Raw genomic sequence first — 13,359 nt, forward strand, 5'->3', positions numbered from 1 at the left:
TTGTTCAAAAACGGAACGTGATACCCCCTGGAAACGTCAATTTTCAGGCCATCCACTGGAGCAACAGATGAAACCTGTACTGGTTCGATCGACCTTTGCCTTTTCCGCCCTTGTCCTGGCCCTCACCGGATGCCTGCAGGAGGGCGGCGCCATCTCCCCGTCTCATGCCGCCAATGGCGCACCTGCCAGCGTCGCCCCCACGCCTCAGGCGGCCCCCGCCGTCGCTGCGCCGGCCAGCCGCTACGGGCTGCCCGACTTCTCCGCACTGGTCGAGCAGGTAGGCCCCGCTGTAGTCAATATCAGCGTCACCCAGAAGGTCTCCCGCGGCGGCGGTGCCACAAGCGGGGAAGACCCTTTTGCCGGCGACCCCTTCTATGACTTTCTGCGCCGCTTCGGCGTCCCCGTGCCGGGCATGCCGGGCGGTGGTGGCAATGGCGGCGGAAACCGCAGCCCGGAACAGATCCAGCAAGGCGTAGGCTCGGGCTTCATTGTCAGCGCCGATGGCTATGTGCTGACCAATGCCCACGTGGTTGATGGCGCGAGCGAAGTCACCGTGCGCCTCACCGACAAGCGCGAATTCAAGGCCAAAGTGGTGGGTGCAGACAAACGCACCGATGTGGCCCTGCTGAAGATCGACGCCAGTGGCCTGCCCTTCGTCAAGACCGGCGATGCCGAGCGCACCAAGGTCGGCGAATGGGTGGTGGCCATGGGCTCGCCCTTTGGCTTCGAGAACACGGTCACCGCCGGTATCGTCAGTGCAAAGGCCCGCCGCCTGCCGGACGAAAACTACGTTCCCTTCATCCAGACCGATGTGGCCATCAACCCAGGCAACTCCGGTGGCCCCCTGTTCAACCTGGCCGGTGAAGTGGTCGGTATCAACTCCCAGATCTACTCCCGCTCGGGCGGCTTCATGGGCATCTCCTTCGCCATCCCCATCGACGTGGCGATGAAGGTGAAGGAACAGTTGCAGAAATACGGCAAGGTTTCACGAGGCCGCCTCGGCGTGACCATCCAGGGGCTCGACGCCGATCTGGCCCAGAACTTCGGCCTCGACAAGCCCGCAGGCGCACTCGTCGCCAACGTGGAAGCGGGTTCACCGGCCGAGAAGGGAGGGTTGCAACCTGGCGACGTGGTTCTCGGGGTCAATGGCCAAAAAGTGGACAACTCCGCCGATCTGCCACGCATCATCGGCGAACAGAAACCCGGCACCACCGTCCGCCTGTCGGTCTGGCGGGATCGCAAGACCCGGGAGGTCGCCGTCACCCTGGGCGAACAAGCCGGAGAGAAGGCCCTCGCTGCCAGCCCCGAACGCAAGAGTGACAGCACCAGCAACAAGCTGGGCCTGAGTGGCCGTGCCCTGACCGGACAGGAGGCGAGCCGCCTGGGCATTCCCGGCGGGATCGTCGTGGAAGGTGTCAGCGGCCCGGCGGCAAAGGCCGGCCTGCAGAACGGCGACCTGATTCTCGGCATCAACAATCAGCCAATCACCTCGGTCGAACAGTTCCGCAAACAGCTTGATGCGGCCGGCAACCGCTTTGCCCTGCTCATCCAGCGGGGCGGCAGCCGGATCTTCCTGCCCATCCGGATCAACTGAGTACATCAACCGGGTCTGGTGGTGCCCGCAGCCGGGCGGGCACCACCAAGGTGCATCAATTCACAATATAAGAGTAAAAGAATACACAGGCGGACCAACATGCAAGCTTTATAATCGGAACGTTGGGGCGTGGTTGAAAATAGGGAAGGCCCCGACTCACCATAACAAAAACTCGTCCGATGCCCTCGCTGTTCTCCCGGCGGTCCTTGCTCACCGCGCTTGCGGGCCTTGCATGCACACATACCGTTTTCGCTGATGACAGCCAGGCGGGCTACAGTGCGGAGTCGCCGTTTTTCGAGGATCTGCCAACGGTCCTGTCGGCGTCGCGACTGCCCCAGGTACTCAACGAAGCCCCCGGTGCGGTCACCATCCTCGACCGGCATTTCATCCAGGCAACCGGCTACCGCGATGTGGCACGTCTGCTGCGTCTTGTACCGGGCATGCAGATCGGCCAGGAGCGCGGGCACTCCCAGTGGGTCACCTACCATGGCCTGGGTAGCGACTTCCCCACCGAAATCCAGGTGCTCGTAGATGGGCGCTCGGTATATGCGCCCAGTTCCTTTGGCGGTGTCGACTGGTCGTCCCTACCCCTGACCATCGATGAGATCGAGCGCATTGAGGTGGTGCGCGGCACCAACTCCAATGCTTATGGCGCCAACGCCTTCCTCGGGGTGATCAATATCATCACCCGCCACAGCCACCAGGAACGCGGCGCGTCCGGCCAGGTCAACGCCGGCAATCACGGCATTGCCGATATCCGCGCCAGTTGGACTGGCGGCAGTGATGACCTGGGCCTGCGACTCTCCGCAGGGCAGATCCGCGACAACGGTTTCAGCCGCGTCAATGATGCCCGCGTCAGCCAGACCCTCAGCCTGCGCAGCGACTACCGTCTCAATGCCCGCGACGAACTCACCCTGCGTGCTGGCTACAACCGCCTCGAACGCGGCATGGGTTACCCCGACTCCATCTACAACAACAACGGGGAACGCACCGCCGGCGCCGAAGCAAGCACCATCCACCTGACCTGGCGGCGCACCCTGAGCCACGAGGAAGAGTGGCTGGTCAGCCTCTATCGCAACCATGAATCCAACGTTGACCGGTGGACCGCCAGTTCGCCCGCCTTCCCCAACGTACCTCTCAACCGCAACCGCAGCAGCGACCGGACCAACATCGAGCTGCAGCACCGCCTTGCCCTCAACCCCCAGGCGCGGCTGGTGTGGGGGCTGGAAGGGCGGCGCGACGAATCCCGTGCGCCCTTCCTGTTTGCCGGCACTAAACCACCCAGCATGAGCATGTACCGGGCCTTCTCCAACCTGGATTGGCATCTGACCCCGGCCTGGCAACTGAACCTGGGTGGGCTCCTCGAGAAGAATGGCGACATCGCCGCCCAATTCATTCCCCGGGCCTTTGTAAACTGGCAGGCCAGCCCCACCGACACCTTCCGGGCCGGCTATGCCCGGGCCTGGCAGCAGCGCAACATGTTCGACATCCACGGTGACGTGCGCGCGTATGCGCTCAACACCGACCCCCTGACCAGCGCCCCCATCGCTTGGCCATATGTCCCCAATCCCAACCTGCGCACTCCGTCGGTAGACACCGTGGAAGTGGGTTATCTGGGGCGCTTCCAGAGCATCGACGCGACCTTCGACCTGCGGATCTTCAACGAACGCATCCGCAACTTCGTGGTCCGCCGCAATGTGCCCTCACCCATCGGCCCCCTGGCGCTGAGCGCCCTGCCGTCATCCCAGTTCGTCAATCTGGATTCCCCGGTGGTGCTGCGCGGCCTCGAATACCAGTTCCGCACCAAACCCCGGGCGGGCACCGAGATCCTGCTCAGCCACACCCTGATCGACCGCCACACCGACGAGCCCGAGGTGGCCAAGCGCACTGCACCGTACTCGGCCAGCCTGACCTGGCTGCAGGACTACGGCAACGGCTGGAAGAGCACCGCCAGCATCCTGCGTATGGGCTCCCTGGCCGGTGGCTATGGTTACGTACCCGGCTGCGATTACACCTCGCCGGCCTATACCAGCCTTGATCTGCGCATCGCCAAGGCCTTTCAGGTGGACGGCCGGCGGGTGGAGGTGGCGATCAACGGCATCAACCTGGGCGAACGTCACCAGGAAATCGCTGATCGCTCCGAACAATGCCTGCCGGTGCACCTCAACAAGCCCGTCAACCCGGCCTCCAGCATGGTCTGGCTGTCCCTGGGCATCGAACTCTAGGCGAGCGCTCTGCCCCGGACGCCAAACTGCAGGCTCAGACGCTGTCCGAGCCGACCGTCTTGTGGATGAACACCGCTCTCTGGATTTCCGTCACCCACACCAACCCGTCTCCGGTCTGACCGGTGCTGGCCACCTGGACGATTTGATCAACCAGCGTATCGGCCATTTCGTCGGGCGCGATGATCTCGATCCGCACCTTGTCGGTGAAGTCGGTGAGCACCTCGCGGATGGTATTGGGGATATGCCGGGAGGTGGCTCCACATCCTGCCACCTTGCTGATGGTCATGCCCGGGAAGCCCGGAATCGCCCGCAGCACCTCACGCAGGCGGGGCAGCTTCTGGGGGCGGATGACAGCGCGAATTTCCTTCATGTGCACTCCTTCATTCTCAGGGACGAGCCACCGTCAGCGGCGGCCCGTCCAGCGGTGATCAGGCTTCGTAGGGCGTGTCGTCGAACCACTTGTACAGGGTCGGCAACACCACGAGGGTCAGCAGCGTGGAGGTGATCAGGCCGCCGATCACCACGATGGCGAGGGGGCGCTGCACCTCTGAACCCGGTCCAGTGGCGAACAGGAAGGGGATCAGCGCCAGCAGGGCTACCGTCGCCGTCATCATGACTGGCCGGAAACGCAGGGTCGCACCCTGCACCACGGCCTGGGCCACAGGCATCCCCTCGGTGCGCAGGCTGCGGATGTAACTCACCAGCACCACCCCGTTGAGCACCGCGATGCCCCACAGGGCGATGAAGCCCACCGACGCCGGCACAGACAGGTATTCACCTGTAAACAGCAAGCCCAACACCCCGCCCACGCTGGCAAAAGGCAGCACCAGGATGATCAGGCTGGCCAGCTTCAACGACCCGAACAACAGGAAGAGCAGGAAGAAGATCGCCGCCACCGTCACCGGGATGATGATGGTCAGGTGGCCCATGGCCCGCTCCAGGTTCTGGAACTGGCCACCCCACTCCAGGTAATAGCCGTCCTTCAGCTCCACCTTGGATTCCACCGTCTTCTGCAGCTCCGCCACGAAACCACCCAGGTCACGGTCCTTCACGTTGATGGCCACCACGACTCGACGCTTGGCCAGCTCGCGGGAAATCTGTGCCGGGCCATCGACGATATGGATCTGGGCCAGATTTTCCAGGGCTACCTGCACGCCGCCCGGGGCATTCACCAGAATGTTGCCGATCTTCTCCACGTTGTCGCGGAAGCTCTCGGGCAGGCGCACCACCGACGCAAAGCGTCGTTCGCCCTCGTACACCTCGGTAGCCTGCTTGCCGCCGATGGCCGCCTCGATCACGTCGTTGACATCCGACACATTGAGGCCGTGGCGGGCGATGGCGCTGCGATCGATCTCGATGGACAGGTATTGCTGCCCCGTCACCCGCTCGACGCGGATGTCGGTGGCCCCGGTGATGCCCGACGCCACCCGGGCGATCTCCTCCGCCTTCTTCTTCAGCAGATCCAGATCGTCACCAAACACCTTCACCGCCACGTCGGAGCGCACCCCGGTGACCATCTCATCCACCCGGTCGGAGATGGGCTGAGCCATCACCACCTGGGCACCCGGCAAGACCTTGAGCTTCTCGCGCATGGCGTCGGCGATGGTGTCCTGGGTCCAGCCGGCGGGCCACTCGTCCCGGGGCTTGAGGCTGACGATGGGGGTCGACTCGTTCTGGCCCTGAGGGTCGGCCGGGGATTCGCCACGCCCCACACCGGAGATGGCCGATTTGACGCCCGGCACCTCCATGACCAGCTTCATCGCCTGCATCTCCATCTTGATGGATTCATCCAGGGAGATGTTGGGCACCCGGTTGATACCCGGCACCACCGAACCTTCCTTCATCTCGGGGATGAAGGCCGTTCCCAGGAAGGGGAACATACCGAGGGTCACCACCAGCAGCACCACGCCGCCCACCACCGTCTTGCGACTGTTGCCCACCGACCAGTGGAGCATCTTCAGATAAGGCGCCTTGATCTTCGCAATCAGCCAGGTGTCGTGCTCCGCACCACCCTTGAGCAGGTAGGAGGAAAGCACCGGGGTCAGCGTCAGAGACAGGAACAAGGACGCCGCCAGGGCAATGGCGATGGTGTAGGCCAGAGGCGCAAACATCTTGCCCTCCATGCCCTGCAGGGTCATCAGCGGCAGAAACACCAGGATGATGATGCCGACCCCGAAGATCACCGGCGTGGCCACCTCCTGCACCGCGTCGAAGATCACCCGCACCTTGCTCTCCCCCTCACCCACATGGCCGAGACGGGCGAAGGCGTTTTCCACCACCACCACCGAGCCATCGACCATCAAGCCGATGGCGATGGCCAGCCCCCCCAGAGACATCAGGTTCGCCGAGATGCCGTAATGGTTCATGGCCATGAAGGTAAGCAGCGGCGTCAGCACCAGGGTGGCCACCACGATCAGGCTGGAGCGTACATCCCCCAGAAACAGGAAAAGCACCACCACCACCAGGGCAATACCCTCCAGCAGCACCTTGATCACCGTCCACAAGGCTGCGTCCACCAACTCGGAGCGGTCATAGTAGGGCACGATCTTGAGGCCGTCGGGCAGCATCCCCTTGTCGTTGATCTCGGCCACCCGGGTCTTGATGCGGCCGACCACCTCCTTGGCGTTGCCGCCACGCAGCATCATCACAATGCCACCCACCGACTCGGTGACACCGTTCTTCACCACCGCCCCCTGACGCACCTCATGGCCAAAAGTCACCTCGGCCACATCGCGGATGTACACCGGCGTACCACCCACCTCCTTGAGCACGATCGAGCCGATGTCGCCCAGGCTCTTCACCAGGCCGATGCCGCGGATCAGATACTGCTCCGAATACTGGGGCAATACCCCGCCGCCGGAGTTGGCGTTGTTGCGGGCCACCGCCTCGTACACATCCCTCACGGTCAAGTGGTGGTGGCGCAGGCGGTCCGGGTTCACCAGCACTTGGTACTGCCGGGCATAGCCGCCCTGGGAGTTGATCTCGGCCACACCCGGAATTGAGCGCAGCAGCGGTCGCACCACCCAGTCCTGCACGATGCGCCTCTCGGTCAGCTCCTTCTCGGTGAGTTTGCGATCACCGTCATCGGGATGGTCGAGGGTGTACTGGTATACCTCGCCCAGGCCCGTGGACACGGGGCCCAGCACCGGCACCACGCCCTCGGGCATGCGGCTGCCCACCTCCAGCAGGCGCTCCATGACCAGCTGGCGGGCAAAGTACACATCGGTGGCATCGGTGAACACCAGGGTGATCAGCGACAGGCCGGGTTTGTTGAGGGAGCGCATTTCCTCCAGCCCGGGCAGGCCGGTCATGGAGATTTCCAGGGGCACGGTGACAAAGCGTTCCACCTCCTCGGGGGAGCGCCCCTTGGCTTCGGTGGCGATCTGCACCTGCACGTTGGTTACATCGGGAAAGGCGTCCACCGACAGCTTGCGAGCGGCATTCATGCCAAACGCCAGCAGCACGACGGCCACCACCACCACCACCAGGCGCTGCTGGAGGGCGGCTCGGACTAATGATTGGATCATGGCCGGTCCTTACTCCAGTTCCTTGCGCTTGCGCTCGTTGTTCAGGTGGAAGGCACCCTCGACGAGAATCGGCTGTTCAGGCTTGAGCCCCGACAGGACGGCACGCTTGCCCTCCATGTCCGGCCCCAGGCGCACCGGCGTCAGGCGGAACTGCCCCTTGGCCACCTCGACGAACACATTGTCGGCGTCGCCGTCACGTACCACCGCCTGAGCCGGCACCACCACCCGCTCCACCGGCGCGGCCTGGATCAGCATGGTAGCCAGCATGGCCGGCTTGAGCTGACGGTTGGCGTTATCCACCACGCTGCGCACGGTGATGGTGCGCGTTTCCGGATTCACCGTATCGGCCACGTAGATCAGCTTGCCGGTCAGGCGCGAACCCAGCGCCGGCACTTCGATATCCACCGTCTGCCCCGACTTCACCAGGGCGCCCTGCTGCTCCGGCACCTCGGCGGTCACCCACACCCGGGACAGGTCGGCCACCACATACAGGGCATCGGCAGGCTGCACCACTTGCCCCGGCGCCACCTGGCGCTCGACCACCGTACCGGCCATGGTGGAGGCCACCGAGGTCACCGAGTTGATGGCACCGCTGGAGCCCAGCTTGTTAATGGCCCCTGACGACATGCCGAGCACCCGCAGCTGGTCGGCCGCGCCGCGCTGCTCTGCCGAAGCAATCGACAATTCGCTCTCCCGGCGCTGCAATTCGGCCTTGCCGATCACGTCGGCGGCAAACAGCTGGCGGGCGCGCTCAACGCTGCGCGCCTGCAAATCGGCCTGGGCGCGCGCCTTGAGGTAGCTGAGCTGGGCCTCACCCAGCTCGGTACTGTTGATGACGGCGAGGGAATCGCCGACACGGACCTGCTGACCCAGATGGGCCTGGATCTCGATGACCCGCCCCGTCACGGTGGCCCCGATGCGGGTCACCCGGGCCTGGTCGAAGTCCACCTTGCCGGCCACCCGCAGGGTGTCGGAAACCTGGGTGTTGCCTGCCGAGGTAACCTTGATGGGCGCACCAAAGTTGGGCGGAACAGTGACCAGCAGCGGGTCGGGCGGCGCCACGCTGACGGCCTCGCCAGTCCCTTCACTGAGGGTGGTGGTGGCCTGCTCGGCCGTGGCTGCGGGCTTGCCCGCGGAGTTCGGAGCGTCCTTGCAGGCGGCAAGAACCATGGCGGCCATCAAGATGGCCAGGGTAGTCGGTCGTAGCTTCATGGGAAGATTCCGGATCATTGGGCAGCGCGCAGGCGCTCGATTTCGATGACAGCCAGTTGCAGCTCGTAACGGGCGGCGATGAGTTCATTGCGGGCGGCACGGAAGACGCGCTGAGCATCCAGGTAATCCAGGATGCCGCGCTCACCGAAGCGATAGGCCGCCTCTGCCACCTTCAGGGCAGCCTCGGCTTCGCGCAGGATGCCGTTCTCCAGGGCGTTCACCTGATTACGGGCGATTTCGTAATGGCGGTAGGCCGCCTCCAGGGCCTGCAGCAAGGACAACTCCTGGTTTTCCCGGTCACTGCGGCTCTTCTGCAGCAAGGCCCCCGCCTCGGCCACCTGACCGCGACGCTGGTCCCACAGGGGCACGGTGGCCATCACGCCGATGCGCGTGTTGCGCAGCTCGACATCCCGGTCCTCGGCCACTTTCACGGCCAGCTCGGGGTGACGCCGCAGGCGCTCCAGCTCCAGCTGACGCTCAGCACGCCGCACCTCGGCCTGGGCCCGGGCCAGCTCCGGGTTGCGGGCCACCACCTCGGAGCGCAGCGCCTCCAGGGCCGGCACCACCGGGGCACTGGCCAGCGTCCCTTCCACCTCGAACTCCGCAGGCAGGGACGGCCCCGCCAGGCCCCGCAGGGCCGCACGGGCCTGGGCGACGCGCAGGATGGCGCTCTCCGACGCCTTCTGGGCGTTCAGAAGCTCGGTATCCGCCTTGATCAGCTCATAGCGCGGCGCCTCACCAGTCTGCACGCGCACAGCCACCCGGGCCCGGATCTGTTCAGCCAGGCTCAGATCCTCCTTGGCGGCACGCTGCTCCGCCTGGCGCCGCAAGAGATCGAAGAAGCGCTGATCAAGCCGGGCCAGCAGGTCCACCTCGAAGCTGCGCCCTTCGGCCTGACGCGCCTCCAGTCCGAAGGTGGCGGCATCAATGCGCGCCTCCCGCTGCCACGGATTGTCGATACGCTGGCTGAGGGACAGGCTCTGCGCCCCGCCGGTGGCCACACCAGACATCCGGGCCTGGGTGCGGCCGGCCAGAAATTCAACCTCCGGGTTGGGGTAAGCGCCGGCACTGGTGACCTGCGCCCGGCCGGCATCAACCATGGCCCGTGCGGCCTGCAAGGACGGGTGGCTGGCCCTGGCGGCGTCGCGCAAGGCCTGCAATTTGTAGGGTTCGGTGCCCGGCGGAGCGGCCAGGGCAGGCAGAAGCGTCGCAGCAAGGGCGACGGCCAGGGAGAGCTTCCTGAGCATGGAGATCCTTCAGCGATTTTTTAACGCTGTTAATCAAGTCGAGAGAGGGCGAGCCGGCATGCGGCCCACCTGAACCAAAGCGCAGCGCCCCCAGCGGAGGGGGCGTGATACTCAGGCCCGCCTGGGTGGCGGTGAGGTCAACCTGGGCATCACCGAACGCCAGATGAAACGGACATCGTTCGGAGGATCGTCAAGCAGAAAGCGGGCCCGTGACCACGATTTGCAGGCAAGCGCCGGACAATCGAGGGGGTCGAGGCTGCTCAGGTCAAACTTCTCTTCGGCGGCCGGGTCCAGGGTCTGTGCCTGCTCGGCGAGATCTGCCGCCGCATGGTAATTGTCGACAGCCATGGAATTGCCCGCCCACAGCAGAACGAGACAAGCGATAACGAGAGAGAGGCTTCGACGGATCAGATGCATTGCAGCAATAAAGACCACCCACTACACGTCGAGTTCCGCATTCACTTACGATTCAAAGGCGGCTGACGGTGGGAGGCGTGACTATAATCGCACTTTTTTCGCTTTTGTACCCTGCCATGCTGCGTCGCATCATCCTGCTTCTGCTCATCCTGCCCTCCCTCGCCTTTGCCCAGATGACGCCACCGACGGTCGCGGCCCGGGCCTGGATTCTCCTCGACGTGGGCTCTGGCCAGGTGCTCACCGCAGAGAAGCCTGACCAACGCATCGAGCCCGCTTCGCTGACCAAGCTGATGACGGCCTACCTGGCCTTCTCGGCGGTCAAGAACAAGACCCTGAGCCTCGAACAGACCGTTCCGGTGTCGGAAAAGGCCTGGAAGGTGCCCGGCTCCAAGATGTTCATCGAGCCCCTCAAGCCCGTTACCGTTAACGAACTGCTCCACGGCATGATCGTCCAGTCGGGCAACGACGCATGCGTGGCCCTGGCCGAGGCCATCGCCGGCTCCGAAGAGAACTTCGCCCAGCTGATGAACAAGGAAGCCGCCCGGCTCGGCATGAAGAACACCCACTTCGAGAACGCCACCGGCCTGCCCCACCCGTCCCACCTCACCTCGGTGCGCGACCTGTCCATCCTGGCCACGGCCATCATCCGCGACTTCCCCGAGTTCTACCCCATCTATTCCCTCAAGGAATACAGCTATAACAAGATCAAGCAGCCCAACCGCAACCGCCTGCTCTTCATCGACCCGACGGTGGACGGCGTCAAGACCGGCCACACCGACAGCGCCGGCTATTGCCTGATCGCATCAGCCAAACGCAATGACCGCCGTCTGGTGTCGGTGGTGGTCGGCACCACCAGTGACAGCGTGCGGGCCCAGGAGTCCCAGAAGCTGCTCAACTGGGGTTACCTGGCCTTCGACACCGTCAAGGTGTATGGCGCCAACCAGGCAGTGAACGAGTTCCGCATCTGGAAAGGCTCGGAGAACATGGTCAAGGTCGGCTTCCTGAACGATTTCGTGCTCTCCCTGCCGAAGGGTGACGGCGACAAGCTGAAGGCCAACGTGGTCAGCCAGCAACCCCTGATGGCGCCCGTGACCAAGGGCCAGACCGTCGGCACCCTGCAGCTGAGCCTTAACGACAAGCCGGTGGGTGACTACCCCATCGTGGCCCTCGACGACATCCCCGAAGCCGGCTGGTTCGGCCGACTGTGGGACGCCATCCGCCTGTGGTTCAAGAACCTCTGAGGAGAGCACCCGGATGACTGACGAACGCACCACCCTGCTCGAATTTCCCTGCGAATTCCCCATCAAGATCATGGGTGCGCGGGTGGATGCCTTTGCCCAGACGGTGATTGAGGTGGTGTTGCGCCACGCGCCGGATTTCGATCCGGCCACCGTGCAGATGCGCCCGTCCGCCAAAGGCAACTACCTGGCCATCACCTGCACCCTCAACGCAAGCTCCAAGGCCCAGCTCGACGCCCTTTACATGGAGCTGTCGTCGCACCCCATGGTAAAGGTCGTCCTGTGATCGTCCGTCACCTGGGCGTTGCGCCCTACGAACCCACCTGGCACGCCATGCAGGCGTTCACCGCCAGCCGCGACGCGACCACCCCGGACGAGCTGTGGCTGGTGCAACACCCGCCGGTCTACACCCTCGGTCAGGCCGGCAAGCCCGAACACCTGCTCCACGCCACCGAAATCCCCCTGGTCAAGATCGACCGGGGCGGCCAGATCACCTACCACGGCCCCGGCCAGGTCGTGGCCTACCTGCTCCTCGACCTGCACCGGCGGCGCCTCAAGGTGCGCGAAATGGTGCAGCTGCTGGAGCAGGCCCTCATTGACTGCATCGCCGACTACGGCCTCGACGCCCGCCGCAAAGACGGCGCGCCAGGCGTTTACATCGACGGCGACAAGGTGGCAGCCCTGGGCCTGCGCGTGCGCAATGGCTGCAGCTACCACGGACTGTCCCTCAACGTCGATATGGACTTGACACCATTTACGTGGATCAACCCTTGCGGCTATAGTGGGCTCAAGACCATACAACTCAAGGACTTCGGCGTGACTGAAGGCCCCGACGAAGTCACCGAACGACTTCTCGGCCACCTCCAGCGACATTTTCCCGACGTCCCCCCCACCGCCTGACCAAAGGACGACAGCCTCATGGATTCCGAGAGCCGCAAGCAGCGTGGCGCGGCCAAGACCGCCCGCATCCCCATCAAGATCGTTCCCGCCGAACGCCTCAAGAAGCCCGACTGGATCCGCATCAAACTGGGCGCCGGTGCCGAGGTCGAGCGCTTAAACGAAATCAAGGACACCCTGCGCGAGCACAAGCTGCACACCGTCTGCGAAGAAGCCTCCTGCCCCAACATCCACGAGTGCTTCGGCAAGGGCACGGCCACCTTCATGATCATGGGTGACATCTGCACCCGCCGCTGCCCCTTCTGCGACGTGGGCCACGGCCGCCCCGAGCCCCTCGACGTCAACGAGCCGACCAACCTGGCAAAAACCATCGCCGCCATGCGCCTCAACTACGTGGTGATCACCAGCGTCGACCGGGACGACCTGCGTGACGGCGGCGCAGACCACTTCGTGCAGTGCATCAGCGCCACCCGCGAGGCCAGCCCCAAGACCACCATCGAAGTGCTGGTACCCGACTTCCGCGGCCGCATGGAAATTGCCCTGGACATCTTCGACCAGGCCCCGCCGGACGTGATGAACCACAACCTGGAAACCGTGCCGCGCCTCTACAAGCAGGCCCGCCCGGGTTCCGACTACGCCTACTCGCTGGAACTGCTGAAGCAGTTCAAGGCCCGCCATCCGGAGGTCAACACCAAGTCCGGCCTGATGGTCGGCCTGGGCGAAACCGATGACGAGATTCTCGAAGTGATGCGTGACATGCGCGCCCACAACGTGGACATGCTCACCATCGGCCAGTACCTCCAGCCCTCCGGCGGCCACCTGCCGGTGCTGCGCTACGTGCATCCCGACACCTTCAAGATGTTCGAGACCGAAGCACTGAAGATGGGCTTCAAGAACGCCGCCTGCGGCCCCATGGTGCGCTCAAGCTACTGGGCCGACCAGCAGGCTCACGGGGCGGGGGTGGTCTGACCCGGCCACTGCCGCGGCCCGGGCAAACCGGGC

11 protein-coding genes are annotated in these 13,359 nt (G+C 64.5%); 6 read left to right on the plus strand and 5 right to left on the minus strand.

Annotated features, from left to right (window positions below; all coding sequences use genetic code 11):
* The first annotated feature begins 67 nt into the window (after window positions 1–67).
* Window positions 68–1,594 (plus strand): DegQ family serine endoprotease, encoded by a 1,527-nt coding sequence (locus PHI64_RS05155; protein WP_299879577.1) that lies wholly within the window; start codon window positions 68–70, stop codon window positions 1,592–1,594.
* Between the two features lie 179 nt (window positions 1,595–1,773).
* Window positions 1,774–3,819 (plus strand): TonB-dependent siderophore receptor, encoded by a 2,046-nt coding sequence (locus PHI64_RS05160; RefSeq protein WP_299879580.1) that lies wholly within the window; start codon window positions 1,774–1,776, stop codon window positions 3,817–3,819.
* A 34-nt stretch (window positions 3,820–3,853) separates the two neighbouring features.
* On the opposite strand, the gene PHI64_RS05165 is transcribed toward PHI64_RS05160, so the two are convergent.
* From PHI64_RS05165 to PHI64_RS05185, 5 genes are all read right to left on the minus strand, one after another.
* Complete coding sequence (locus PHI64_RS05165) at window positions 3,854–4,189, minus strand: P-II family nitrogen regulator (RefSeq protein ID WP_299879583.1); 336 nt, start codon at window positions 4,187–4,189, stop codon at window positions 3,854–3,856.
* A gap of 58 nt (window positions 4,190–4,247) precedes the next feature.
* Window positions 4,248–7,346 carry a CusA/CzcA family heavy metal efflux RND transporter gene (locus tag PHI64_RS05170; protein ID WP_299879585.1) on the minus strand — a complete coding sequence of 1,033 codons (3,099 nt, stop codon included), beginning with the start codon at window positions 7,344–7,346 and terminating at the stop codon, window positions 4,248–4,250.
* A gap of 9 nt (window positions 7,347–7,355) precedes the next feature.
* A complete protein-coding gene (locus PHI64_RS05175; protein WP_299879588.1) occupies window positions 7,356–8,558 on the minus strand; it encodes an efflux RND transporter periplasmic adaptor subunit in 1,203 nt (400 codons plus the stop codon).
* Between the two features lie 14 nt (window positions 8,559–8,572).
* Window positions 8,573–9,805, minus strand: a complete 1,233-nt coding sequence (locus tag PHI64_RS05180) for a TolC family protein (RefSeq protein ID WP_299879590.1) — start codon at window positions 9,803–9,805, stop codon at window positions 8,573–8,575.
* Window positions 9,806–9,916: 111 nt separating this feature from the next.
* Window positions 9,917–10,153 (minus strand): hypothetical protein, encoded by a 237-nt coding sequence (locus tag PHI64_RS05185; RefSeq protein WP_299879593.1) that lies wholly within the window; start codon window positions 10,151–10,153, stop codon window positions 9,917–9,919.
* A gap of 185 nt (window positions 10,154–10,338) precedes the next feature.
* Between PHI64_RS05185 and PHI64_RS05190 the strand changes: the two genes are divergently transcribed.
* From PHI64_RS05190 to lipA, 4 genes are read left to right on the plus strand one after another with little or no spacing between them, the layout of a single operon-like run.
* Window positions 10,339–11,463 carry a D-alanyl-D-alanine carboxypeptidase family protein gene (locus PHI64_RS05190; RefSeq protein WP_366945135.1) on the plus strand — a complete coding sequence of 375 codons (1,125 nt, stop codon included), beginning with the start codon at window positions 10,339–10,341 and terminating at the stop codon, window positions 11,461–11,463.
* 13 nt (window positions 11,464–11,476) lie between these two features.
* Window positions 11,477–11,746: a DUF493 domain-containing protein gene (locus PHI64_RS05195; protein ID WP_299879596.1), complete on the plus strand. Its 270-nt coding sequence runs from the start codon at window positions 11,477–11,479 to the stop codon at window positions 11,744–11,746.
* Window positions 11,743–12,360 carry a lipoyl(octanoyl) transferase LipB gene (lipB, locus tag PHI64_RS05200; RefSeq protein WP_299879599.1) on the plus strand — a complete coding sequence of 206 codons (618 nt, stop codon included), beginning with the start codon at window positions 11,743–11,745 and terminating at the stop codon, window positions 12,358–12,360. Before PHI64_RS05195 ends, lipB begins: the two co-directional genes overlap by 4 nt.
* Before the next feature lie 18 nt (window positions 12,361–12,378).
* On the plus strand, window positions 12,379–13,326 hold the full coding sequence (gene lipA / locus PHI64_RS05205; protein ID WP_299879602.1) for a lipoyl synthase: 948 nt from the start codon (window positions 12,379–12,381) through the stop codon (window positions 13,324–13,326).
* The last annotated feature ends 33 nt before the right edge of the window (window positions 13,327–13,359 follow it).

This window comes from Zoogloea sp., assembly GCF_028689785.1.
Lineage (GTDB): Bacteria > Pseudomonadota > Gammaproteobacteria > Burkholderiales > Rhodocyclaceae > Zoogloea.